Annotated in this window: 23 protein-coding genes; 2 read left to right on the forward strand and 21 right to left on the reverse strand. The window is 66.0% G+C overall.

Going from position 1 to position 23,164, the window contains the following annotated elements; translation table 11 throughout:
* Positions 1-35: 35 nt before the first annotated feature.
* From A9Z05_RS28705 to A9Z05_RS28725, 5 genes are all read right to left on the reverse strand, one after another.
* Complete coding sequence (locus A9Z05_RS28705; RefSeq protein ID WP_069621064.1) at positions 36-971, reverse strand: electron transfer flavoprotein subunit alpha/FixB family protein; 936 nt, start codon at positions 969-971, stop codon at positions 36-38.
* Positions 972-987: 16 nt separating this feature from the next.
* The gene (locus A9Z05_RS28710) at positions 988-1,737 is read right to left on the reverse strand and encodes an electron transfer flavoprotein subunit beta/FixA family protein (RefSeq protein WP_069621065.1); all 750 of its coding nucleotides are present in this window, start codon (positions 1,735-1,737) and stop codon (positions 988-990) included.
* 227 nt (positions 1,738-1,964) lie between these two features.
* Positions 1,965-2,759 carry a MetQ/NlpA family ABC transporter substrate-binding protein gene (locus A9Z05_RS28715; protein WP_069621066.1) on the reverse strand — a complete coding sequence of 265 codons (795 nt, stop codon included), beginning with the start codon at positions 2,757-2,759 and terminating at the stop codon, positions 1,965-1,967.
* A 29-nt stretch (positions 2,760-2,788) separates the two neighbouring features.
* On the reverse strand, positions 2,789-3,442 hold the full coding sequence (locus tag A9Z05_RS28720) for a methionine ABC transporter permease (RefSeq protein ID WP_069621067.1): 654 nt from the start codon (positions 3,440-3,442) through the stop codon (positions 2,789-2,791).
* Complete coding sequence (locus A9Z05_RS28725) at positions 3,432-4,466, reverse strand: methionine ABC transporter ATP-binding protein (protein ID WP_069621068.1); 1,035 nt, start codon at positions 4,464-4,466, stop codon at positions 3,432-3,434. Before A9Z05_RS28725 ends, A9Z05_RS28720 begins: the two co-directional genes overlap by 11 nt.
* Positions 4,467-4,682: 216 nt before the next feature.
* Between A9Z05_RS28725 and A9Z05_RS28730 the strand changes: the two genes are divergently transcribed.
* Positions 4,683-5,600 (forward strand): alpha/beta hydrolase, encoded by a 918-nt coding sequence (locus A9Z05_RS28730; protein ID WP_069621069.1) that lies wholly within the window; start codon positions 4,683-4,685, stop codon positions 5,598-5,600.
* A gap of 31 nt (positions 5,601-5,631) precedes the next feature.
* Here the strand turns inward: A9Z05_RS28730 and A9Z05_RS28735 are convergent, their stop codons facing one another.
* Complete coding sequence (locus A9Z05_RS28735) at positions 5,632-6,555, reverse strand: histone deacetylase family protein (RefSeq protein ID WP_069621070.1); 924 nt, start codon at positions 6,553-6,555, stop codon at positions 5,632-5,634.
* 43 nt (positions 6,556-6,598) lie between these two features.
* Here A9Z05_RS28735 and mltB point away from each other — a divergent pair, with 43 nt between their 5' ends.
* Positions 6,599-7,942: a lytic murein transglycosylase B gene (gene mltB / locus A9Z05_RS28740; protein ID WP_084044484.1), complete on the forward strand. Its 1,344-nt coding sequence runs from the start codon at positions 6,599-6,601 to the stop codon at positions 7,940-7,942.
* A gap of 85 nt (positions 7,943-8,027) precedes the next feature.
* On the opposite strand, the gene cysM is transcribed toward mltB, so the two are convergent.
* The 15 genes from cysM to A9Z05_RS28815 all read right to left on the reverse strand — a co-directional run bounded on the left by cysM (position 8,028) and on the right by A9Z05_RS28815 (position 23,098).
* On the reverse strand, positions 8,028-8,930 hold the full coding sequence (cysM, locus tag A9Z05_RS28745; RefSeq protein WP_050011535.1) for a cysteine synthase CysM: 903 nt from the start codon (positions 8,928-8,930) through the stop codon (positions 8,028-8,030).
* A 213-nt stretch (positions 8,931-9,143) separates the two neighbouring features.
* Positions 9,144-9,491: a helix-hairpin-helix domain-containing protein gene (locus tag A9Z05_RS28750; RefSeq protein WP_069621072.1), complete on the reverse strand. Its 348-nt coding sequence runs from the start codon at positions 9,489-9,491 to the stop codon at positions 9,144-9,146.
* A 74-nt stretch (positions 9,492-9,565) separates the two neighbouring features.
* Entirely contained in the window at positions 9,566-10,558 is a 993-nt protein-coding gene (gene rfaD, locus A9Z05_RS28755) for an ADP-glyceromanno-heptose 6-epimerase (RefSeq protein ID WP_069621073.1), read from the reverse strand.
* Between the two features lie 63 nt (positions 10,559-10,621).
* Positions 10,622-11,572 (reverse strand): D-glycero-beta-D-manno-heptose-7-phosphate kinase, encoded by a 951-nt coding sequence (rfaE1, locus tag A9Z05_RS28760; RefSeq protein ID WP_084044486.1) that lies wholly within the window; start codon positions 11,570-11,572, stop codon positions 10,622-10,624.
* 7 nt (positions 11,573-11,579) lie between these two features.
* Complete coding sequence (locus A9Z05_RS28765) at positions 11,580-12,980, reverse strand: UDP-glucose/GDP-mannose dehydrogenase family protein (RefSeq protein WP_069621075.1); 1,401 nt, start codon at positions 12,978-12,980, stop codon at positions 11,580-11,582.
* Positions 12,981-13,070: 90 nt separating this feature from the next.
* Entirely contained in the window at positions 13,071-14,243 is a 1,173-nt protein-coding gene (gene lapB, locus A9Z05_RS28770) for a lipopolysaccharide assembly protein LapB (RefSeq protein ID WP_069621076.1), read from the reverse strand.
* Positions 14,244-14,298: 55 nt separating this feature from the next.
* Positions 14,299-14,592, reverse strand: a complete 294-nt coding sequence (locus A9Z05_RS28775) for a lipopolysaccharide assembly protein LapA domain-containing protein (protein WP_069621077.1) — start codon at positions 14,590-14,592, stop codon at positions 14,299-14,301.
* Between the two features lie 221 nt (positions 14,593-14,813).
* Entirely contained in the window at positions 14,814-15,137 is a 324-nt protein-coding gene (locus A9Z05_RS28780) for an integration host factor subunit beta (RefSeq protein WP_006486894.1), read from the reverse strand.
* 22 nt (positions 15,138-15,159) lie between these two features.
* On the reverse strand, positions 15,160-16,872 hold the full coding sequence (gene rpsA / locus A9Z05_RS28785) for a 30S ribosomal protein S1 (RefSeq protein ID WP_011544885.1): 1,713 nt from the start codon (positions 16,870-16,872) through the stop codon (positions 15,160-15,162).
* Positions 16,873-17,014: 142 nt separating this feature from the next.
* Complete coding sequence (cmk, locus tag A9Z05_RS28790) at positions 17,015-17,701, reverse strand: (d)CMP kinase (RefSeq protein ID WP_059574065.1); 687 nt, start codon at positions 17,699-17,701, stop codon at positions 17,015-17,017.
* Positions 17,702-17,714: 13 nt separating this feature from the next.
* Positions 17,715-19,019 (reverse strand): 3-phosphoshikimate 1-carboxyvinyltransferase, encoded by a 1,305-nt coding sequence (gene aroA, locus A9Z05_RS28795; protein ID WP_069621078.1) that lies wholly within the window; start codon positions 19,017-19,019, stop codon positions 17,715-17,717.
* 13 nt (positions 19,020-19,032) lie between these two features.
* Positions 19,033-19,959, reverse strand: a complete 927-nt coding sequence (locus tag A9Z05_RS28800; RefSeq protein WP_069621221.1) for a prephenate dehydrogenase/arogenate dehydrogenase family protein — start codon at positions 19,957-19,959, stop codon at positions 19,033-19,035.
* 185 nt (positions 19,960-20,144) lie between these two features.
* A complete protein-coding gene (pheA, locus tag A9Z05_RS28805; RefSeq protein ID WP_069621079.1) occupies positions 20,145-21,227 on the reverse strand; it encodes a prephenate dehydratase in 1,083 nt (360 codons plus the stop codon).
* Between the two features lie 33 nt (positions 21,228-21,260).
* Positions 21,261-22,343, reverse strand: a complete 1,083-nt coding sequence (gene serC, locus A9Z05_RS28810) for a 3-phosphoserine/phosphohydroxythreonine transaminase (protein WP_069621080.1) — start codon at positions 22,341-22,343, stop codon at positions 21,261-21,263.
* 155 nt (positions 22,344-22,498) lie between these two features.
* Positions 22,499-23,098 carry a DUF2059 domain-containing protein gene (locus tag A9Z05_RS28815; RefSeq protein WP_006486966.1) on the reverse strand — a complete coding sequence of 200 codons (600 nt, stop codon included), beginning with the start codon at positions 23,096-23,098 and terminating at the stop codon, positions 22,499-22,501.
* Between the last annotated feature and the right edge of the window lie 66 nt (positions 23,099-23,164).

Consider the following 23,164-nt stretch of genomic DNA (forward strand, 5'->3'; position numbering starts at 1 on the left):
TTCTCGTGTGCTTACCGCTGAAGCGTCACGCCGCGTCAGCCGAGCTCGTTCACGAGCTCCGGCACGAGCGAGAACAGATCGCCGACGAGGCCGTAATCGGCCACGCTGAAGATCGGCGCTTCCGGATCCTTGTTGATCGCGACGATCACCTTCGAGTCCTTCATGCCGGCCAGATGCTGGATCGCACCCGAGATGCCGACCGCGATGTACAGCTGCGGCGCGACGATCTTGCCGGTCTGGCCGACCTGGTAGTCGTTCGGCACGTAGCCGGCGTCGACTGCCGCGCGCGATGCGCCGAGCGCTGCCGACAGCTTGTCGGCCAGCGGCTCCAGCACCTTCGTGTAGTTCTCGCCGCTGCCCAGACCGCGGCCGCCCGACACGATGATGCTCGCCGACGTCAGCTCCGGACGGTCCAGCTTCGTCACTTCGCGGCTCACGAACTGCGACTTGCCGACATCTGCCGCGGCTTCGATCTTGTCGACCGATGCGCTGCCGCCTTCCGCCGCCACCGGATCGAAACCCGTTGCACGCACCGTGATGACCTTGATCGGGTCGCTCGACTGCACCGTCGCGATCGCGTTGCCCGCGTAGATCGGGCGCTCGAACGTGTCGGCCGAATCGACTGCCGTGATGTCCGAGATTTGCGCGACGTCCAGCTTCGCTGCGATACGCGGCGCGATGTTCTTGCCGTAGGCCGTCGCCGGCGCGAGGATGTGCGAGTAGTCCTTCGCGATGTTCAGCGCGGTCGCTTCGACGTTTTCCGCCAGGCCTTCGGCCAGTTGCGGCGCGTCGGCCAGCAGCACCTTCGACACACCTGCGATCTTCGCGGCCGCGTCGGCCGCCGCTTGCGCGTTGTGGCCCGCGACCAGCACGTGGATGTCGCCGCCAATCTTCGCGGCCGCCGCCACCGTGTTCAGCGTCGCGGCCTTGATCGACGCGTTGTCGTGTTCTGCAATCACCAGAATCGTCATTTCTTTCCGCTCCCTCTTACAGCACCTTGGCTTCGGTCTTCAGCTTCTCGACCAGCGTCTTCACGTCCGGCACCTTCACGCCGGCCGCGCGCTTCGGCGGCTCGACCACCTTCAGCGTCTTCAGGCGCGGCGCGACGTCCACGCCGAGGTCTTCCGGCTTCACGGTTTCCAGCGGCTTCTTCTTCGCCTTCATGATGTTCGGCAGCGTCACGTAGCGCGGCTCGTTCAGGCGCAGGTCGGTCGTCACGACCGCAGGCAGCGTCAGCGACAGCGTTTCCGCGCCGCCGTCGACTTCGCGTGCAACCGTCGCCTTGCCATCGGCCACCGTGACCTTCGACGCGAACGTCGCTTGCGGCAGGCCGGCCAGCGCGGCCAGCATCTGGCCCGTCTGGTTCGAATCGTCGTCGATCGCCTGCTTGCCGAGGATCACCAGTTGCGGCTGTTCCTTGTCGACCAGTGCTTTCAGGATCTTCGCGACGGCCAGCGGCTCGACGCTGTCGTTCGACTCGACGAGGATCGCGCGATCCGCGCCGATCGCCAGCGCCGTGCGCAGCGTTTCCTGCGCTTGCGCGACGCCCACCGACACCGCGATCACTTCGGTCGCGACGCCCGCTTCCTTCAGCCGCACCGCTTCTTCCACCGCGATTTCGTCGAACGGGTTCATCGACATCTTCACGTTCGCGATGTCGACACCCGTGTTGTCCGACTTCACGCGGACCTTCACGTTGTAATCGACCACTCTTTTCACTGGCACCAGGATTTTCATGCACACGCTCCAAAGTTACGAATACGACCAGAGGCCATTTTATAGCGAGGCCTCGTGACTGCGCGGCCAGGCGGACCCAACCATGATGGTTGTCGAGGATACCGCTTCTTGGCGACGCGCCAATGATAGCGAACGGTCGTTCTATTTTAAAAGAGAAAAAACCCGGACGCAAAGCCCGGGTTTTCGATCATCGACTCTAATCCCGCCGGGCGTGCGTGCTCCGCCCGTTACCAGGCGGCGATGACCGCGCCGCCGAACTTGCCTTCGATGAACTGCTTCACGTCGGCCGAGTGATAGGCGGCAATCAGCTTGGCGACCCACGGCTTGTTCCGGTCCGCCTCGCGAATCGCGAGGATGTTGGCGTACGGGCCGCTCGGCCCCTCGATCGCGATCGCATCCTGCTTCGGTTTCAACCCCGCTTCCATCGCGTAATTGGTGTTGATCGCGGCCGCGTCGACGTCGCCGAGCGAGCGCGGAATCTGCGCCGCATCGAGCTCGACGATCTTCAGCTTGCGCGGGTTGTCGACGATATCGATCGGCGTCGCCTTCAGCCCCGCATCCGCGCGCAGCTTCAGCAGCCCCTGCTTCTGCAGCAACAGCAGCGCGCGGCCGCCGTTGGTCGGGTCGTTGGGCACCGCGATGCGCGCGCCCGGCTTCAGTTCGGCCAGCGATTTCACGCGCTTCGAATAGATGCCCATCGGGAACGTGACGGTCTCCGCGACCTTGAGCAGCTTGTAGCCGCGATCCTTCACCTGCGCCTGCAGATACGGATCGTGCTGGTAGCTGTTCGCGTCGAGGTCGCCCGACGCGAGCGCCGCGTTCGGCTGCACGTAATCGGAGAATTCGACGATGCGGATCTCGAGCCCCTCCTTCGCCGCGACCTTCTTCACCGCTTCCATGATCTGCGCGTGCGGGCCGCCCGTCACGCCGACCTTGATGGTTTCGGCCTGCGCGTGCGCGCCCGCGAACAGCGCGGCCGCACCCAGCGCCGCCGCGAATTTCAGCATGAAGCGTCGTTGCATCGTGTTTCCCCTTTCGAATCGGTTTGGTCTTATTTGTGGCTCAGCCGGCGCACCAGCCAGTCGCCGAACGATTGCACGATCTGCACGAATACGATCAGGATCGCGACGACCGTCCACATCACTTCCGGCAGATAGCGCTGGTAACCGTAACGGATCCCGAGATCGCCGAGCCCGCCGCCGCCGATCGCGCCCGCCATCGCCGAATAGCCGACCAGCGACACGAACGTGATCGTCAGGCCCGCGACGATGCCCGGCAGCGACTCGGGCAACAGCACCTTGAAGACGATCTGCGACGTGGTCGCGCCCATCGATTGCGCGGCCTCGATCAGCCCGCGGTCGACTTCGCGCAGCGCCGTTTCGACGAGACGCGCGATGAACGGCGCGGACGCGAGCGTCAGCGGCACGACCGCCGCGGCCGTGCCGATCGACGAACCCGTGACGAGCCGCGTGAATGGAATCACCGCGACCAGCAGGATGATGAACGGCGTCGAGCGGACCGCGTTCACGATGCCGCCGAGCACGCGGTTCACCGCAAGGTTCTGCAGCACGCCCTGGCGGTCGGTGAGGTACAGCAGCACGCCGAGCGGCAGGCCGACGAGCGCGCCGACCGCCCCGGAGATGCCGACCATGATCAGCGTCTCCCCGAACGACTGCACGAACATATCGAACATCTCACTCAACATACGAAAGCTCCTCTACCACCACACCTTGCTCGCGCAGGAACGCGAGCGCCTGCCCGACCTTGCCGGGCTCGCCGCCCGCGAGCACCGCGAGCGAACCGAATGCCTGCCCCTGGATCTCGTCGATCTGGCCGTGCAGGATGTTGAAATCGAGTTCGTACCGGCGGATCGTCTCCGACAGGATCGGCTGGTCGACCCCCGAGCCCGTGAACGCGAGCCGCAGCAGATGCCCGCTGCCCGTCTTCAGCCGCTCGGCCACGCGCGCCTTCAGCGCGGGCGGCAGTTCCTGCGCGATCACGTCGCCGATCAGCGCGCGCGTCACTTCGTGGTGCGGCTGCAGGAACACGTCGATCACGCGGCCTTCCTCGACCACGCGACCCGCATCGAGCACCGCGACGCGATCGCAGACCTGCTTGATCACTTCCATCTGGTGCGTGATCAGCACGATGGTCAGCCCGAGCTCGCGGTTGATGCGCTTCAGCAAGTCGAGGATCGAACGCGTGGTTTCGGGGTCGAGCGCGGACGTCGCTTCGTCCGACAGCAGCACCTTCGGCTGGCTCGCCAGCGCGCGGGCGATGCCGACGCGCTGCTTCTGCCCGCCGCTGATCTGCGACGGATAGCGGTCCTTCTGCGCGGACAGCCCGACGAGGTCGAGCAGCGGCAGCACGGCGGCTTCGATGTCGGCACGGCTCGCGCCGGCCAGCTCGAGCGGCAGCGCGACGTTGTCGAACACCGTGCGCGACGACAGCAGGTTGAAGTGCTGGAAGATCATGCCGATCTCGCGGCGCGCTTCGCGCAGCGCGCTGGCCGACAGCAGCGTGAGATCGCGCCCGCCGACGACCACATTGCCTTCGGTCGGCCGCGTCAGCAGATTGATGGTGCGCACGAGCGTGCTCTTGCCGGCGCCGCTTCGGCCGATGATGCCGAACACCTCGCCTTGCGGGATCGTCAGGTTGACGTTGTGCAACGCTTCGACCCAGCCGCCCGGGCCGGGGAAACGCTGCGAAAGATTGCGTAATTCGATCATGTAAACAAAACGGCGGCCGGCCGGCGAGTTGGCCCGCCAGTCGGCCGCCGATGCATCTGGAATAGCCGGCGATTTTACCGCAAACCCCTCATTCCCCTTAATAATCGATTTCGATCTTTTCATAACCGGACGAAATTAGAGGGGCGCTGTTTGGCCCTCCCGGGAAGGCCGCGACTATGATCCGGAACACAGACCAGTGAACAGAGGAGACGCCCGATGAGCACCACCACCCCGCCGGCCGCCGCACCCGCCACCGCCGGATCGGCGCCTTCGGCGCCCGCGCCGCGGATGGGCCGGCTGCGTACCGCGGACGGGCTCGAACTCGCGTCGTACCGCTGGCCGGCCGGCGACGGCACCGCGCCGCCACGCGCGACGATCGCACTGGTGCACGGCCTCGCCGAGCACGCGGGCCGCTATGCCGCGCTCGCCGCCCGGCTGAACGCAGCGGGCATCGACGTGCTGGCGATCGATCTGCGCGGGCATGGCCACTCGCCCGGCAAGCGCGTGTGGGTCGAGCGTTTCGACGGGTACCTGAACGATGCGCAGGCGTTGGTTGCCGAAGCCGCGCGCGGCGATGCGCCGCTGTTCCTGATGGGGCACAGCATGGGCGGCGCGGTCGCGGCGCTCTACGCGATCGAACGCGCACCGGCCCGCGGCCACGCGCTGGCGGGTCTCGTGCTGTCGAGCCCGGCGCTTGCGCCCGGGCGTGACGTGCCGCGCTGGATGCTCGCGGTCAGCCGCGTCATCAGCCGCGTGTGGCCCACTTTCCCCGCGATCAGGATCGATGCGGCCCTGCTGTCGCGCGATCCGGCCATCGTCGCGGCCAATCGCGCCGACCCGCTCGTGCATCACGGCCCGGTGCCCGCACGCACCGGCGCGGAGATTCTCGACGCGATGGCGCGCATCGAAACCGGCCGCGGCGCGCTGCGCATGCCGGTGCTCGTCTATCACGGCACCGACGACAAGCTGACCGAACCCGACGGCAGCCGCGCATTCGGCGCGCGCGTCGGCTCGCCCGATCGTACGCTGACGCTGTACGAGGGCGGCTTCCACGAAACGATGAACGATCTCGAACGCGACCGCGTGATCGACGCGCTGATCGCGTGGATCCACGCGCGCGTGCCGGCACGCTGAGCGCGCCCGGACCAGCCGGCCGAGCCGGGAATCAGATTCCGGCGAGCACGCGCAGGTGCGCGACGACGCTGCGGCCGAGCGCGGACAGGTTGTAACCGCCCTCGAGGCAGCTGACGATACGGCCCTGCGCATGCCGGCGCGCGACGTCGACGATCCGCGCGGTCAGCCATTCGAAGTCGGCCTCGACGAGGCCGAGATTGCCGATGTCGTCCTCGCGATGCGCATCGAAGCCGGCCGATACGAACAGCATCTGCGGCTTGAACGCGTCGAGGCGCGGCAGCCACAGCATGTCGACGGCTTCGCGGATCGCCATCCCGTTGCTGCGTGCGGGCATCGGCAGGTTGACCATGTTCGGCGCCTGGTGATCGACGCCCGAGAACGGATACAGCGGATGCTGGAAGAAGCTGCACATCAGCACGCGCTCGTCGTTCGCGAACGCCGCCTCGGTGCCGTTGCCGTGGTGCACGTCGAAATCGACGATCGCGACACGCTCGATGCCGTGTACGTCGAGCGCGTGCCGCGCGGCGATCGCGACGTTGTTGAAGAAGCAGAAGCCCATCGCGCGCGCCGGCTCAGCATGATGACCGGGCGGGCGGACGCTGCAGAACGCATTCGCGTAGCGGCCTTCGATCACCGCGTCGGTCGCCGCGACCGCGGCGCCGGCCGCGCGCAATGCCGCGCGCCACGTGTCGCGATTCATCAGCGTATCGGGATCGATCTCGACGTAACCGTCGACCGGCGTCATGCTGCGGATGTAGTCGATGTGCGCCTGCGTATGCACGCGGCCCAGCGCGACTTCGCTCGCGAACGGCGCGGTTTCGTGCACGATCAGGTCGTCGATGCGGCTCGCGATCAGTTGATCCTGGATCGCCGACAGGCGGGCCGGACATTCCGGATGCCATTCCCCCATCTCGTGCAGCATGCAGTCGGGGTGCGTATAGAAAGCGGTTGCCATAAGCTGTCGTCCGCGGCGCACGGTACGCCGCAGGTCTCCCTCAATGATGTCCATCGTCTGCCGCGAATTCGCCGCTAACTTACCACAACGGCGGCCGGCTTCGGCCCGGCGCGCCGGATGCGTCGGGTATACTGCGCCGAACACAATCGCCCTGTCCGCCCGCTTCGACATGAATTCCAGCAAGCCCGCCGCCCTTCTCTCCGCGCTGCTCCGTGTTCGCGCTCCGCTCGTCGTCGCTGCCGTCGCGACGACCCTCGGCACCGCGCCCGCCGTCGCGCAGACGCAGCCGGCGAAGCCCGCCGGCACGCTCGTCGCCCAGGCCCAGCCGCAGCAACCGACGCCACAAGGCCAGACCTTCGAAGAGGAAATCGTTCCGCAGCGTTACGCGAGCAACGCGAAGGTCGACGCGTTCATCGACGAGATGGTGAGCCGCAACGGCTTCGATTCGGCGAGCCTGCATGCGCTGTTCTCGCGCGTCAGCTATTCGGCGACCGCCGTCAAGCTCGTGAGGCCCGCACCGACGCCTTCGGTGAAGAACTGGCGCGTCTATCGTTCGCGCTTCATCGAGCCGATCCGCATCAATGCAGGCGTGAAGTTCTGGAAGGCGAACCAGGCGACGCTGCAGCGCGCGTCCGAGCAGTTCGGCGTGCCGCCCGAGGTGATCGTCGGCATCATCGGCGTCGAGACGATCTATGGCCGCTACATGGGCAATTTCCGCGTGCTCGACGCGCTGACCACACTCACGTTCGACTACCCGGACACGCCGAATCGCGACAGCCGCCAGGCCACGTTCCGCAAGAACCTCGAAGACTTCCTGGTCTGGACTCGCGACAACCAGCTCGACCCCACCACCGTGCTCGGCTCGTACACCGGCGCGATCGGGATTCCGCAGTTCCTGCCGAGCAGCATCCGCGAATATGCGGTCGACTTCGACGGCACCGGCCACGTCGATCTGCGCAGCAGTCCTGTCGATGCGATCGGTAGCGTCGCGAACTACCTGAAACAGCACGGCTGGGAAACCGACCGCCCGGTGGTCTGGCAAATCACGCCCGATACGGGCAGCCTGGGCATCGCCCAGGCCGCCGCCGACGGCCAGCCCGAACCGCACTGGGCGCTGTCGCAACTGCTGCGCGCAGGCATGACGCTGAACGAGCCGGCGGTCAACATCACGACCGAAGCCGGCACGCCGGTGACCGTGGTCGACCTGCCGACGCCGGGGCGCGCGACCGAATACATGCTCGGCCTGAAGAACTTCTACGTGCTGACGCGCTACAACCGCAGTTTCTTCTACGCACTCACCGTGTACCAGCTCGGGGAAGCCGTGAAAGCGCAAATGGAAGCCAGTGGCGCGCTGCAACCCGCCGCCGACGACGCGCAGCCGCAGTAAGCGCTGGCCGCCCAAAGAAAAAGCGCCGCAGTTCACGGAACGCGGCGCTTTTTTTATCGATGCGCGAATCGCGCACCCGTCTCGCTCAGGCGGGAAACACGCCCGTGGACAGGTAGCGATCGCCGCGATCGCAGATGATGAATACGATCGTCGCGTTCTCGACCTGACGCGCGATGCGCATCGCGACTTCGCATGCGCCGCCCGACGAAATGCCCGCGAAGATGCCTTCGACCGCCGCGAGCCGGCGCGTCATCGTTTCCGACGCAGCCTGACTCACGCTCTCGACGCGGTCGACACGGCTGCGATCGAAGATGGTCGGCATGTACGCTTCCGGCCACTTGCGGATGCCCGGGATACGCGAGCCGTCTTCCGGCTGCGCACCGACGATCTCGATCGCCGGATTCTGTTCCTTCAGGTAACGCGACGTGCCCATGATCGTGCCTGTCGTGCCCATCGCGGACACGAAATGCGTGATGCGCCCTTCGGTATCGCGCCAGATCTCCGGCCCCGTTCCTTCGTAATGCGCGACGGGATTATCGGGATTGCCGAACTGGTCGAGGATCACGCCCTTGCCTTCGCGCTGCATCTGCTCCGCGAGGTCGCGCGCCAGCTCCATCCCGCCCTTCACCGGCGTCAGGATGATTTCGGCGCCGTAGGCCGCCATGCTCTGGCGGCGCTCGACCGACAGATCCTCGGGCATGATCAGCACCATCTTGTAGCCGCGGATCGCCGCTGCCATCGCGAGCGCGATGCCCGTGTTGCCGCTCGTCGCCTCGATCAGCGTATCGCCCGGCTTGATTCGACCGCGCGCCTCGGCCTTGCTGATCATCGACAGCGCCGGGCGATCCTTCACGGAACCGGCCGGATTGTTGCCCTCGAGCTTCGCGAGCAGCACGTTGTTGCGCGCGCGAATCTCGTCGTCCGGCAGGCGGACCAGTTGCACGAGCGGCGTATTGCCGATCGTGTCTTCGATAGTTTTGTAAGCCATGGATATACCGTGAGTGCGAGGCCGATCAATCGATCGATTGTAAACCAGCACCGGCACGCGCGCCGGCAACCCCATTGCAACGATGGAATACGCGTACCGCGCGGTTCTCGATCGCCGCGCACGCGGTCCCACGCAAAAAACCCGCGGCATGCCGCGGGAAGCCGTCGCAACGACGGCGACTGAAGGAGCCCTTTGTCGGGTATGCGCGACCCGTTATTTCTGCGCGGTGCGGGCCGGTGCGGCGGCAGGCTTCGCTGCCGCCGGTTTGGTTGCGGCCGACGGCGTGGTACCCGTACCGGCCGCCGCACCGACCGTCAATCCTTCCTGCTGAAGCCGCTCGACGGTGTGCCCGCCCATGCCCTTCACGCGTGCGGCGAGATCTTCCGCATTCCTGAACGGACCGCGTGCGCCACGCTCGTCGAGAATCGCCTTCGCCCGCGCCGGACCGATGCCCTTGATGCCGACGAGCGCATCCTCGTTCGCGGTGTTGACGTCGACGGCCGCCCAGGCCGACGCCACTGCGCCGAGCATGACCGCTGCGGCAAACCATTTCCTGATCATGTGCTGGATCTCCGAAGAAAAACGGCCGGCGGCTGCCGACCGTGAGACCCAGTCTATCGATGCAACGCGTCGGTTTAAACCTGGCCGGATAGCCAACGCACGTAGCGGTCGACGCCTTCCTGCACGGTCAGGAACGGTGCGTCGTAGCCGGCCGCGCGCAGTTTCGTCTGATCGGCCTGCGTGAAGCACTGGTACTTGCCGCGCAGCGCATCGGGGAACGGCACGTATTCGATCAACCCCTGCTCGACCTGCTGCGCGAGCGTCAGCGGCGGCTGGTTGTCGAGCGCGCGCAGCGTGTTCACGACCGTCGACGCGATATCGTTGAACGGCTGCGCGCGGCCCGTGCCGAGGTTGAAGATGCCCGACTTCTCCGGATGATCGAAGAAGAACAGGTTCACGTTGGTCACGTCCTCGACCGACACGAAATCGCGCGTCTGCTCGCCCGGCCCATAGCCGTTGTACTCGCCGAACAGCTTCACCTTGCCTTCCGCGCGGAACTGGTTGAAGTTGTGGAACGCGACCGACGCCATGCGGCCCTTGTGCGTCTCGCGCGGGCCGTACACGTTGAAATAGCGGAAGCCCGCGATCTGGCTCTTCGCGCTCGGCAGCACGCGACGGATCACCTGGTCGAACAGGAACTTCGAATAGCCGTACACGTTCAGCGGCGCCTCGACGTCGCGCTCCTCGACGAAGCGCGTCGAGCCGCCGTAGATCGCGGCCGACGAGGCATACAGGAACTGCGTGCCCTGCGCGAGGCAGGTATCGAGCACCGCGCGGCTGTAGCGGAAGTTGTTGTCCATCATGTAGCGACCGTCGGTTTCCATCGTGTCCGAACAGGCGCCTTCATGAAATACCGCACGTACCTTGCCGAAATCGCCGCGCGCGAAGCGTTCGACGAATTCGGTCTTGTCGAGATAGTCGTCGATCTCGCAATCGACGAGATTGCGGAACTTGTCCGCGCGCGTCAGATTGTCGACCGCGATGATGCGCGTTTCGCCGCGCGCGTTGAGCGCCTTGACGATGTTCGCGCCGATAAAACCGGCTGCGCCGGTGACGATGAGGGTCATGATCGTCCTGCCTGAAAAGTGCGAGCCATTCGTGCGGCGCGCTCGTCGCGCCGCCGAATGCGCTCAGTGAAACAGTTCGTCGTAGTCCACCGTGGCCGTGCCGAGCTTGCCGACCACGATGCCTGCCGCGCGATTCGCGAGCACCACGGCGTCGACGAGCGGCACACCGGCGCCGAGCATCGTCGCGACCGTCGCGATCACGGTGTCGCCCGCGCCCGATACGTCGAACACTTCGCGTGCGAGCGCCGGCGCATGCAGTTCGCCGCCCGCGGAAAAGAGCGTCATGCCCTCTTCCGAACGCGTGAGCAGCAGCGCGTCGATACCGAGATCCGCACGCAGGGTCGCGACGCGCGCGCGCAGGTCGTCTTCCGATTTCCACTGCCCGACCACCTCGCGCAGTTCCGCGCGATTCGGCGTGATCAGCGACGCGCCGCGATAGCGTGCCCAGTCGTCGCCCTTCGGGTCGACCAGCACCGCCTTGCCGGCCGCACGCGCCTTCTCGATCATCGTCGTGACGTGCGTGAGGCCGCCTTTGGCGTAATCCGACATCAGCACGACGTCGTGCTGCGGCAGCAGCGCATCGAAGCGCGCGAGCCCCGCGAGCAGCACCTCGTGCGTCGGCATCGCCTCGAAGTCGACGCGCAGCAGTTGCTGCTGGCGCGCGAGCACGCGCAGCTTGATCGTGGTCGGCAACGCCGGATCGCGCTCGAGATGCGGCGTCACGCCGCTGCTGCCGAGCAGCTCGACGATCCGCTCGCCGGGTTCGTCGCAACCGACGACGCACAGCAGCCCGGCCTGGCCGCCAAGCGTCACCGCATTGCGCGCCACGTTGGCCGCGCCGCCGAGCCGCTCCTCCTGACGCTGCACGTGCACGACCGGCACCGGCGCTTCAGGCGAAATGCGATCGACGTTGCCGAACCAGTAGCGGTCGAGCATCACGTCGCCGACGACGAGCACGCGCGAACGCGCGAGTTGCTCGCGCGGCACCGGAACGACTTCGCAAAGAGTATTCATCGTACGTTCAGCCACGGGAAAACGACTGGGGATCGACGTACGGCCGGCCGATCGCGTAGTAGTCGATGCCGAGTTCGGCCATCGCGTCCGGTTCGTACAGGTTGCGCCCATCGAAGATCACCGGCGCTTTCAGCTCGGCCTTCAGGCGCGTGAAATCGGGGCTGCGGAATTCCTTCCACTCGGTCACGATCACGAGCGCATCCGCGCCCGTGACCGCGACGTCCTGCGTGTCGACGAGATGCAATCGCGCCAGCACGTCCGCATCGTCGCCGAAATCCAGCGCGAACACGCGCCGCGCTTCGTCGACGGCGACCGGATCGTAGGCACGCACGGTCGCGCCGCGCTCGAGCAGCGCGGCGATCAGGCGGCGGCTCGGCGCCTCGCGCATGTCGTCGGTGTTCGGCTTGAACGCCAAGCCCCAGACCGCGAATTCGCGGCCCGTCAGGTCGGCGCCGAAGCGCTGCTCGATCTTGCCGATCAGCACGTCCTTCTGCGCATGGTTGGCAGCCTCCACGGCTTCCAGGATGCGCAGCGGCTGGCCGTTCTCGCCCGCGGTGCGGATCAGCGCCTGCACGTCCTTCGGAAAGCACGAGCCGCCGTAGCCGACGCCGGCGTACAGGAAGTGATAGCCGATGCGCGGATCGGAGCCGATCCCGCGGCGCACGGCCTCGATGTCGGCGCCGACCTTGTCGGCGAGATTCGACATCTCGTTCATGAACGAGATGCGCGTCGCGAGCATCGCGTTCGCCGCATACTTCGCGAATTCGGCCGACCGCACGTCCATGTAGATCGTGCGTTCGTGATTGCGGTTGAACGGCGCGTAGAGTTTCTTCATCTTCTCGCGCGCGATCGTGCCGGTTTCGTCGTCGTCGACGCCGATGATGATCCGGTCCGGACGCATGAAGTCCTCGACCGCGGCGCCTTCCTTCAGGAATTCCGGGTTCGACACGACCGAAAAGCGATGCGCGACGCTGCCCGCGAGCCCGCGTGCGGCCAGCGCCTCGTCGACCACGCCGCGCACGCGCCGCGCGGTGCCGACCGGCACCGTCGACTTGTCGACGATCACCTTGAAGCCCGTCATGTGGCGGCCGATGTTGCGCGCGGCCTCGAGCACGTATTGCAGGTCGGCCGAGCCGTCCTCGTCGGGCGGCGTGCCGACCGCGATGAACTGGATCTCGCCGTGCGCGACGCTCGCCTCGATGTCCGTCGAGAAGCGCAGGCGTCCCGCCGTGCGGTTGCGCGCGATGATGTCCAGCAGCCCCGGTTCGTGAATCGGCATCCCGCCGTTGTTCAGGATGTCGATCTTGCGCGGATCGACGTCGAGACAGAAGACGTCGTGACCGATCTCCGCGAGGCAGGCGCCCGTGACGAGGCCCACGTAGCCGGTGCCGATGATGGTGATTTTCATAGATGTTCCGGTACTTCCCGGTAATTGACTAACTTGGCCGCCGGGCCAGGCCCGGCGGCAACCGCAGCGCGTTGGCTCCGCGTGCCGGGATCAGCCCGGCATCGCAGGTTCGACGCGGCGCGGCGCATAGGTTTCCCAGCCGCTGCATCCGGGGCACTGCCAGTAGAAGAGCCGTGCCCGGAAACCGCAATTCTGGCACGTATACCGTGGCAGATTTTTCGTGCGCTGCTTGATCAGCGCACGCATCATTTCAAGTTCCTTACGACGCGGTTCGTCGGCCGCCGCGATCTGCGCATCGAGCAGGTGCAGCATCCCCGACAGGTTCGGCGACTTTTCCATCTGCGTGCGCGCGAGCGTGTGCGCGGCATCCTGGCCGCGCAACCCGGCGATATGCTGATAGGCGATGTCGAGCAGGTCGTTCGACGGATAGCGATCGACGTACCCCATCAGCAGCTCGGCGCCTTCGATGTTCTTGCCGAGCGCGACGTACGCCTTCATCAGCTTGTCGGCGACGAGCGGCAGATACGCCGGGTTCTGCGCTTCGACGCGCTTCCAGTGCTCGATCGCGGCCGCGTGGTCGCCCGCCGCTTGCGCCGCGTCGCCGGACAGGATCGTCGCGCGGACGTTCTGCGGATTCACGGTCAGCGCAAGGCGCAACTGTTCGGCGGCCGCAGCGGCATGCTTGCGCTGCAGCGCGTCCTGCGCGAGTTCGCAGTGAAACTGCGCAATTTCGATGCCGAGCGGCTTGTCGCTCATCGACTCGATGCGTTTCGCCGTATCGATCGACTTGTTCCAGTCCTTCTCAATCTCGTAGATCGTCAGCAGCGCCCGCTGTGCGCCGAGCGCGTAGTCGCCGGCCGCGAGCTGGTGGAACGCCTCTTCGGCGCGATCCAGCAGGCCGGCTTTCAGAAAATCCTGGCCCAGTTCGTACAGCGCGTGGTCGCGCTCGTTGACCGGCAGGTCGGTGCGGCTCAGCAGGTTCTGGTGCACGCGGATCGCGCGGTCGGTCTCGCCGCGGCGGCGAAACAGGTTGCCGAGCGCGAAGTGGAGCTCGACCGTCTCGGGATCGAGCTTGGCCACTTCGATGAACGCATCGATCGCCTTGTCGGGTTGTTCGTTCAACAGAAAATTCAGACCGCGAAAATACGAGCGCGGCAGGTTGGCGCTCTCCGACAGGAGATTCTTCAGGTCATAGCGTGACGCCGCCCAACCGAGCGCGAACGCGACCGGAATCGCGAGCAACCACCAGAAATCCAGATCCATGCGAAATATCGAAGCAGAGACGAAAACCGCGCGATGATCGCGCGGCGTCCGGGGGTTAAATGACGGGCGGCATCGGCGGCTGGTCGATGACGGCAGGCGTTTCGCGCGCCGCACGCAGATCGCGCTTCAAACGTCCGTTCTCGAGATGCAGACGGAAGATCGAAGGCAGCGCGGACAGCAGGCCGGCCAGCAGCCCCACGGCGAAGAATGCCAGGCCGATCAGGATCAGCGGCGCTTGCCATGCGTAGCCGGCAACGAAATTCAGCGTCGCGGTTTGTGTATTGGCCAGCGCAAGCACCAGCAGCAGGACGAACACCAATACCCGGATCAGCCAGACAATAAACTTCATGAAGCCCTCTCTTTGTTGAGGTTTGCCGCGGCGCGCGACTCCCCTTCGCCGCACCGAATCGACCCGTATTGTAAAGGAAGCGTTTCCGCGGCTGCGCAGATCCTGTGCGCGGCGTGGCGGGTCGGTTGCCGGACATGCAGCCGGAAATGAAAAAAGCGCCCGCAAGGGGCGCTTTTCTTTTCAGCCTTCGCCGGACAGGTTCCGGGCACACCGAACGACACTCAACGCTCGTCGTCCGGATCGTCAGCCTTCAGCGGTTCACCGGCGCGGCCGTCGACGCGTTCACGCAATTCCTTGCCAGGTTTGAAGTGCGGCACGAACTTCTCGGGCACCTGCACTTTCTCCCCCGACTTCGGGTTGCGTCCGACGCGCGCCGGGCGACGATTGAGGCCGAAGCTGCCGAAACCCCGAATTTCAATGCGATGCCCTTTCGCCAGAGCGTCGGACATCGCATCGAGCATCGTTTTCACCGCGAAATCCGCATCCTTGAGGACAAGTTGCGGAAATCGCGATGCCAGCTGCGCGACCAACTCGGATTTGGTCATACTTCAGCAGACCTCGTAAGGCTTACTGGTTCTGGCCGTCGAGCTTCGCCTTCAGCAGCGCGCCGAGGTTGGTCGTACCGGTCGCAGCAGCGCTGGAATCCGACTGCAGGCCGCGGATCGCTTCCTGTTGTTCAGCCGAATCCTTCGCCTTGATCGACAGGTTGATGCCGCGCGACTTGCGATCGATGTTGATCACCATCGCGTTGACCTTGTCGCCTTCCTTCAGCACGTTGCGTGCATCTTCGACGCGATCCTGCGAGATTTCCGACGCACGCAGGTAGCCTTCGATGTCGCCCGTCAGCGTGACGACCGCACCCTTCGCATCGACCGTCTTCACGACGCCGTCGACGATCGAGCCCTTGTCGTTCATTGCAACGTAGTTGCTGAACGGGTCGCCTTCGAGCTGCTTGATGCCGAGCGAAATGCGCTCCTTCTCGACGTCGATACCGAGCACGATTGCTTCGACTTCGTCGCCCTTCTTGTACTTGCGAACGGCTTCTTCGCCGGCTTCGCTCCACGACAGGTCCGACAGGTGGACCAGGCCGTCGATGCCGCCCGGCAGACCGATGAACACGCCGAAGTCGGTGATCGACTTGATTGCGCCCGTGATCTTGTCGCCCTTCTTGAAGTTGCGGCTGAAGTCATCCCACGGATTCGGCTTGCACTGCTTCATGCCGAGGCTGATACGACGACGGTCTTCGTCGATCTCGAGGACCATGACTTCGACTTCGTCGCCCAGCTGGACAACCTTCGACGGCGCGACGTTCTTGTTGGTCCAGTCCATTTCCGACACGTGGACGAGGCCTTCGATGCCCGATTCCACTTCGACGAATGCGCCGTAGTCGGTGATGTTCGTGACCTTGCCGAACAGGCGCGTGCCCGACGGGTAACGGCGCGAGATGCCTTCCCACGGATCGTCGCCCAGTTGCTTGATGCCCAGCGAAACGCGGTTCTTCTCTTGGTCGAACTTGAGGATCTTCGCGGTGACTTCCTGGCCAACCGACAGGACTTCGCTCGGGTGACGCACACGACGCCATGCGATGTCGGTGATGTGCAGCAGGCCGTCGATGCCGCCGAGGTCGACGAACGCGCCGTAGTCGGTGATGTTCTTGACCACGCCGTTGACGATCGCGCCTTCCTTCAGCGTCTCGAGCAGCTTCGCGCGCTCTTCGCCTTGCGTGGCCTCGATCACTGCACGACGCGACAGCACGACGTTGTTACGCTTGCGATCGAGCTTGATCACGCGGAACTCGAGCGTCTTGCCTTCGTACGGGGTCGTGTCCTTGACCGGACGCGTGTCGACCAGCGAACCCGGCAGGAACGCGCGGATGCCGTTGACCATCACGGTCATGCCGCCCTTCACCTTGCCGGTGATCGTGCCAGTGACGAGTTCGTTGTTGTCGAGGGCCTTTTCCAGCGACAGCCACGATGCAAGGCGCTTCGCCTTGTCGCGCGACAGGATCGTGTCGCCGTAGCCGTTTTCGAGTGCGTCGATCGCGACGGACACGAAATCGCCCGACTGCACCTCAACCTCGCCCTGATCGTTCAGGAATTCCTCGATCGGAATGTAAGCCTCGGACTTCAGGCCTGCATTGACGACCACGAAGTTGTGGTCGACGCGCACGACTTCGGCGGAAATCACTTCGCCGGCGCGCATGTCTTGGCGGGTCAGCGACTCTTCGAACAGAGCCGCAAAGGATTCGGTATTCGGGGTGGAGGTTTGCAGGTCGGACATAAAAATCTGATTGTGCATGGCTCGCTGTGCCACGCCGGCCGGAATGGCAGGCTGAAAGGGCCAGATCGAGGACCACACGGGGTTAAGGGTTCGAAACACGCTCCGCGCTTGCGATGCGGAGCACCTACCGCTGCCCGCCTTGTCAGGCGGGCTGGCCGAGCGCCCGGTACCACTGCAGCACCTGGTCGACGGCTTCATCGACCGAAAGCGCCGACGTATCGAGCAGCTTGGCATCTGCCGCAGGCTTCAGCGGCGCGGCTGCGCGATTGCTGTCGCGCGCGTCACGTTCACGAAGATCCCGGAGCAAGTCATCTATATTAGCAGAAAAACCTTTTTGCATCAATTGCTTATGCCGCCTGGTCGCGCGCGCCTCGGCGCTGGCCGTCAGGAACACCTTCAGCACGGCGTCCGGGAAGATCACGGTGCCCATGTCGCGCCCGTCCGCCACGAGGCCCGGCGTCTTGCGGAACGCGCGCTGGCGCGCGACGAGCGCGGTGCGCACGGGGCCGTGCACGGCAATCGCCGACGCGCGGTTGCCGACCGCTTCGGCACGAATGTCGTTCGACACGTCGACGCCGTCGAGCTGCGCGCACCCTTCACGGAACGTGATGTGCAGGTCGTCGATCAGCTTAACCAGCGCGTCGACGTCTTCCGCGGCGATTCCGTAGCGCACGCTCGCGAGCGCGGCGAGCCGGTACAGCGCGCCGCTGTCGAGCAGGTGGAAGCCGAGGTGCGCGGCGACGAGCGCCGCGACGGTGCCCTTGCCGGAAGCGGTCGGGCCGTCGATCGTGATGACGGGAGTCGGGTGAAAGGGGCGGGTCGATTTCATCGGAACAGTCGGGTCAGGCTTTGGCGAGCGCGGCGAAGCGGTCGAAATAGTCGGGGAACGTCTTGCCGACGCACTTCGGATCGTTGATCCGCACGGGCACGCCGCCCAGGCTGACGAGCGAGAAGCACATCGCCATCCGGTGATCGTCGTACGTATCGATCGCCGCATTCGGCGTGAGCTTTTCCGGCGGCGTGACGACGAGATAGTCGGGGCCTTCCTCGACGATCGCACCGACCTTGCGCAGCTCGGTCGCCATCGCGGCGATGCGGTCCGTTTCCTTCACGCGCCAGCTCGCGATGTTGCGCAGCGTGCTCGTGCCGCTCGCGAACAGTGCCGCGACCGCGATGGTCATCGCCGCGTCGGGAATCAGGTTGAAGTCCATGTCGATCGGCTCGAGCTTGCCGTGATCGTGGCCGATGCCGCGCACGTCGATCCAGTCGTCGCCCATCGTCACGTTCGCGCCCATCTGCATCAGCGCGTTCGCGAAACCGACGTCGCCCTGGATGCTCGCCCGCCCCACGCCCTCGACCCGCAGCGGGCCGCCGCCCAGCGCGCCGGCCGCGAGGAAGTACGACGCGGACGACGCATCGCCCTCGACCATGATCCGTCCCGGCGACTTGTAGCGAACACCGGCCGGCACGACGAAGCGCTGCCAGCCGTCGCGCTCGACGGTCACGCCGAAGCGCGCCATCAACCGGATCGTGATGTCGATGTACGGCTTCGAGATCAGCTCGCCGTCGACTTCGACGACGGTCCTGCCGTCCTTCGCCTTCACGAGCGGCAGCGTCATCAGCAGCGCGGTGAGGAACTGGCTCGACACGTCGCCGCGCACGCGGATGGGCGCATCGACCGCAATCGTCGCGGGCTTGATCCGCAGCGGCGGGTAGCCTTCGTTCAGCTCGTAGTCGATCTGCGCGCCGATCTGGCGCAAGCCGTCGACGAGATCGCCGATCGGCCGTTCGTGCATGCGCGGCACGCCGTGCACGCGATAGTCGCCGCCGTTCACCGCGAGCGCGGCGGTCAGCGGCCGGACGGCCGTGCCCGCGTTGCCGAGGAACAGGTCGGCCGTCTTCGCGGTGAACGCGCCGCGCGTGCCGGTGACCACGCAGGTGTCGCCGTCGCGCGCGAGCTTCACGCCGAGCTTGCCGAGTGCGTCGAGCATCACGCGCGTGTCGTCGGAGTCGAGCAGGTTGGTGATCGTCGTTTCGCCTTCGGCGAGCGCCGCGAGCAGCAACACGCGGTTCGAAATGCTCTTCGAGCCGGGCAGGCGCACGGTGCCCGAAGCGCTGGAGTACGGGCCGAGATCGAGGTAGTCCATGGGAATCGTCCTGTTATTTCTTGACCGGTTCGGCAGCGGGCGCGCCGCCGCGCTCCTGCCATGCCTTGCGTGCGGCGCGCGAGCGCGTGAATACGGCTTCGAGCGCCGCGCCGTCGCCGGCGTCGATCGCCGCGCGCAGCCGCGTGAGCACACGCGTGTAGCCGTCGAGTTCGTCGAGCAGCGCCGCGCGGTTCGCGACGCACACGTCGCGCCACATTTCCGGGTTCGACGCCGCGATGCGCGTGAAATCGCGGAAACCGCCGGCCGCGTACGAGAATTTCAGTTCCGCGTCGGCCTCGCCGAGAATCTGCTCGACGAGCGCGAACGACAGCACATGCGGCAGATGGCTGATCGACGCGAACACGCGATCGTGCTGTTCGGTGCTCATCGTGCGCACGTCGGCGCCGGTCGCGCGCCACATCGCGTCGATCCGGGCCACGGCTTCGGGCGCGTTCTCCGGCAGCGGGCACAGCACGACGTTGCGGCCGACGTAGAGGTCCGGCAACGCCGCCTCGACGCCGCTCGATTCGCGCCCCGCGATCGGGTGACCGGGCACGAACTGCGCGATCCGCGCGCCGAGCGCGTCGCGCGCGGCCGCGACGACGTCGGACTTGGTGCTGCCGGCATCGGTGACGATCGTCGCGCCGTCGAGCCACGGCGCGATACGCGCGAGCAACGGGCCCGTCTGCGCGACGGGCGCGGCCAGCAGGACGAGATCGGCGCCGGCAAGCGCGTCGCGCAATTGCGCGTCGTCGTCAAGTGCCGCCGCGCGGTCGATCACGCCGAGCGCGCGCGCGCGCTCGACCGACGCGCGCGAACGGCCGACGCCGACGATCTCGCCCGCGCCGCCCGGCGCGCGCTCGCGCAGCGCGCGGGCCAGCGATCCGCCGATCAGGCCGACGCCGAAGATGACCAGTTTGTTGAATGCAAAGCCTGACACGACAAGAGCCAAGTTACGCGCGCGAAACGACGCCCCGCACGCGGAATTCCAGATTCCGGGCAACGGGCCCGCACCCGGCGCAACCTGCGCCGGATACCGCCCGAACCCGCCTTCGGCAGCGCCGACCGGCCTGCCCTGCCCGCCCGGCCGCCCCGCCTGCGCAAGCAGGCGACGGCCGCCGCGCGTCAGCGTGCGCGCGGATACGAACCGAGTATCTTCAGGAACGCGGCCTTCTGACCGAGTTCCGCGAGCGCGGCCGCCACCGCCGCATCGTCACGGTGCCCTTCGATGTCGATATAGAAGTAGTACTCCCACGTGCCGACGCGCGCCGGACGCGACTCGAAGCGCGTCATCGACACGCCGTGCCGCGCGAGCGGCTCGAGCAGCTTGAACACGGCGCCCGGCTCGTTCTTCACGGACACGATCAGCGACGTCTGATCGTGCCCGCTCTGCCCGGCCGGCTGCTTGCCGACGATCACGAAGCGCGTGCGATTGTGCGGATCGTCCTGGATCAGCGAGAACGCGATCTGCAATCCATAGTGCGCGGCCGCGCGGTCGCCCGCGATCGCGGCGACGCTCGGATCGGCCGCCGCGAGGCGCGCGGCCTCCGCGTTGCTCGCCACGGCCTGCCGCTCGAGCTGCGGCGCATTCGCCGCGAGCCACTGCTGGCATTGCGCGAGCGCCTGCCCGTGTGCGCAGACGCGCGTCACGCCGTCGAGCGTGCCGCTCTGCGTGAGCAGGTTGTGATGGATCGGCAGCGCGAGCTCGCCGCTGATCACCAGCTGGGTCTGCAGCAGCAGGTCGAGCGTGCGCGATACGGCGCCTTCGGTCGAATTCTCGACCGGCGCGATGCCGAACGCGGACGCACCGGCCTCGACCGAGCGGAACACCTCGTCGATCGACGGGCACGGCAGTCCTTCGATCGACTGGCCGAAATACTCGAGCATCGCCTGCTCGCTATACGTGCCGACCGGCCCGAGGAACGCGACGTGAATCGTCTGCTCGAGCGCACGGCTCGCCGCCATGATCTCGCGCCAGATGGCGCTGATGTGCTCGCTCGCGAGCGGCCCGGCGCTCATGTCCTGCAGCCGCGCGATCACCTGCAGCTCGCGCTCGGGCCGGAACACCGGCGCGTTGAAATGCTTCTTGACCTCGCCCACCTCGAGCGCCACCGCGGCGCGCTGGTTCAGGAGCGCGATCAGCTGCGCGTCGATCGCGTCGATGCGGTCGCGCAGCGGTTTCAGGCGGGAATTCAGTTCGTCGTCCATGCGTTTTGCCGTGCTGTTTGAACAGCGCCGCCGTCAGGCGCCGCGCTGCTCGAAGTCCTTCATGTACTCGACGAGCGCCTTCACGCCCTCGAGCGGCACCGCGTTGTAGATCGACGCCCGCATGCCGCCGACGGACTTGTGGCCCTTCAGCTGCAGCAGCCCGCGCGCCTTTGCGCCGGCAAGGAAGTCTTCGTTGCGCGTTTCGTCGGCCAGGAAAAACGGCACGTTCATCCGCGAACGCGCTGCCGGCTCGACCTTGTTCAGATAGAAGCTGCTCGCGTCGATCGTGTCGTAGAGCAGCTTCGATTTTTCGATATTGCGTGCCTCGATCGCTTCGAGGCCGCCCTGCCGCTTCAGCCACTGGAACACGAGGCCCGCGATGTAGATTGCGTAGGTGGGCGGCGTGTTGTACAGCGAGTTGTTCGCGGCGATGGTCTTCCATTCGAACGCGGACGGGCAGATCGACAGCGCGCGATCGAGCAGATCCTCGCGCACGATCACGACCGTCACGCCGGCCATCCCGATGTTCTTCTGCGCGCCGCCGAACAGCACGCCGTATTTCGCGACGTCCATCGGGCGTGACAGGATGTGCGACGAGACATCCGCGACCAGCGGCACGTCGCCGAGATCGGGGATCTCGAACGTCTCGACGCCGTCGATCGTCTCGTTGGTGCACAGATGCACGTAGGCCGGATCGTCCGACAGCTGCCATTCCGCGCGCGCGGGCGCACGCGTGAAGCCGTCTTCCGTCTTGCCGCTCGCGGCCAGATGCGGCGTGCAGAACTTCTTCGCCTCGCCGAACGATTTCTGCGACCACGAACCGGTCACGACGAAGTCGGCCGTCGTGCGCGCGCCCAGCAGGTTCATCGGCACGATCGCGTTTTCCGCAATGCCGCCGCCCTGCAGAAACAGGATCCGGTGGCTCGCCGGCACGCCGAGCAGGTCGCGCAGGTCGGTCAGCGCGGCCTCGTGGATCGACATGAACTCCTTGCCGCGATGGCTCATCTCCATCACGCTCATGCCGCTGCCGTGCCAGTCGAGCATTTCGTCGGCGGCTTGCCGCAGCACTTCCTCGGGCATCGCCGCAGGGCCGGCGGAGAAATTAAAGACGCGCATCGTGAAAACCTCGGGAGGGACGCGACCGGCTTGCCGCCGGCAAAACGCGCCAGAAAAGAAATGGCCGCTTGCGCTCGCGCGCAAACGGCCATTATCGCACTGTCGTCAGGCTCCCGCCAAACCCGGCCGAACGGCCGGAGGCGCGGCCGGACAGCTTACTTGCCCGGCTTGACTGCTGCGACTTCCTTGTCAGCCTGCGTACGCGTTGCCTGGATCGCTTGCGGCATGTACTTCTGCATCAGGCCGTTGACCACGTCGCGACCGACCTGATCCTGAACCTGGATGAACTTGCGGCCCGTCGGGCTCTTGTAGAACGTCGTCAGATCCTTGATCTCCGACGTGCTGTAGTACTTCGCGTACGCGTCGTACTGAGCCGACATCGCGTCACTCTGGAACTGTTGCGTGCCGAACACCTTGCCCGCGCCGTCGACCAGCTTCGGCACCGCGTTCTTCTGCAGCGTCGGAACGGCAGCCTGCTTCTGCTTGTCGTTCAGCGTCTTGTTTTCCGACAGCGCGTCCGACAGGATGGCCGGCACGAGCTGCTTCGCCTGCATTTCGGCGCTGTTGCCGATTGCCGACACGAGCTTCGGCGCGTCGATCGCGTCGAGCAGATCCTTAATCGCCGCCTTCTTGTCGGCGTCGATCGGCGCAGCTGCCGCCGGAGCAGCCGGTGCGGAATTCGACAGCGCCTGCGCCATCGCGAAAGTCGGCACCAGTGCAGCCAGCAGAACCAGTTGCTTGAATTGCTTTTGCATCATCACTCCCTTTTGGAAATATGAATGGTTGCTCGCCGGCCGCGGCGCTTTTCGCCCGCGGCGGCC

The sequence above is a fragment of the Burkholderia sp. A2 genome (assembly GCF_001729305.1).
Lineage (GTDB): Bacteria > Pseudomonadota > Gammaproteobacteria > Burkholderiales > Burkholderiaceae > Burkholderia > Burkholderia sola.

Coding starts and splice junctions, on each gene's coding strand:
- A9Z05_RS28725 (WP_069621068.1), bottom strand. CDS start 4,466: ATGATCGAATTACGCAATCTTTCGCAGCGTTTCCCCGGCCCGGGCGGC.
- A9Z05_RS28780 (WP_006486894.1), bottom strand. CDS start 15,137: ATGACCAAATCCGAGTTGGTCGCGCAGCTGGCATCGCGATTTCCGCAA.
- A9Z05_RS28735 (WP_069621070.1), bottom strand. CDS start 6,555: ATGGCAACCGCTTTCTATACGCACCCCGACTGCATGCTGCACGAGATG.
- lapB (WP_069621076.1), bottom strand. CDS start 14,243: ATGGATCTGGATTTCTGGTGGTTGCTCGCGATTCCGGTCGCGTTCGCG.
- A9Z05_RS28765 (WP_069621075.1), bottom strand. CDS start 12,980: ATGAAAATCACCATCATCGGCACCGGCTACGTGGGCCTCGTCACGGGC.
- rfaD (WP_069621073.1), bottom strand. CDS start 10,558: ATGACCCTCATCGTCACCGGCGCAGCCGGTTTTATCGGCGCGAACATC.
- A9Z05_RS28720 (WP_069621067.1), bottom strand. CDS start 3,442: ATGTTGAGTGAGATGTTCGATATGTTCGTGCAGTCGTTCGGGGAGACG.
- aroA (WP_069621078.1), bottom strand. CDS start 19,019: ATGGACTACCTCGATCTCGGCCCGTACTCCAGCGCTTCGGGCACCGTG.
- A9Z05_RS28750 (WP_069621072.1), bottom strand. CDS start 9,491: ATGATCAGGAAATGGTTTGCCGCAGCGGTCATGCTCGGCGCAGTGGCG.
- rfaE1 (WP_084044486.1), bottom strand. CDS start 11,572: ATGAATACTCTTTGCGAAGTCGTTCCGGTGCCGCGCGAGCAACTCGCG.
- pheA (WP_069621079.1), bottom strand. CDS start 21,227: ATGGACGACGAACTGAATTCCCGCCTGAAACCGCTGCGCGACCGCATC.
- A9Z05_RS28710 (WP_069621065.1), bottom strand. CDS start 1,737: ATGAAAATCCTGGTGCCAGTGAAAAGAGTGGTCGATTACAACGTGAAG.
- cmk (WP_059574065.1), bottom strand. CDS start 17,701: ATGAAATCGACCCGCCCCTTTCACCCGACTCCCGTCATCACGATCGAC.
- A9Z05_RS28715 (WP_069621066.1), bottom strand. CDS start 2,759: ATGCAACGACGCTTCATGCTGAAATTCGCGGCGGCGCTGGGTGCGGCC.
- A9Z05_RS28815 (WP_006486966.1), bottom strand. CDS start 23,098: ATGCAAAAGCAATTCAAGCAACTGGTTCTGCTGGCTGCACTGGTGCCG.
- rpsA (WP_011544885.1), bottom strand. CDS start 16,872: ATGTCCGACCTGCAAACCTCCACCCCGAATACCGAATCCTTTGCGGCT.
- A9Z05_RS28730 (WP_069621069.1), top strand. CDS start 4,683: ATGAGCACCACCACCCCGCCGGCCGCCGCACCCGCCACCGCCGGATCG.
- mltB (WP_084044484.1), top strand. CDS start 6,599: ATGATGTCCATCGTCTGCCGCGAATTCGCCGCTAACTTACCACAACGG.
- A9Z05_RS28775 (WP_069621077.1), bottom strand. CDS start 14,592: ATGAAGTTTATTGTCTGGCTGATCCGGGTATTGGTGTTCGTCCTGCTG.
- A9Z05_RS28705 (WP_069621064.1), bottom strand. CDS start 971: ATGACGATTCTGGTGATTGCAGAACACGACAACGCGTCGATCAAGGCC.
- serC (WP_069621080.1), bottom strand. CDS start 22,343: ATGCGCGTCTTTAATTTCTCCGCCGGCCCTGCGGCGATGCCCGAGGAA.
- cysM (WP_050011535.1), bottom strand. CDS start 8,930: ATGGCTTACAAAACTATCGAAGACACGATCGGCAATACGCCGCTCGTG.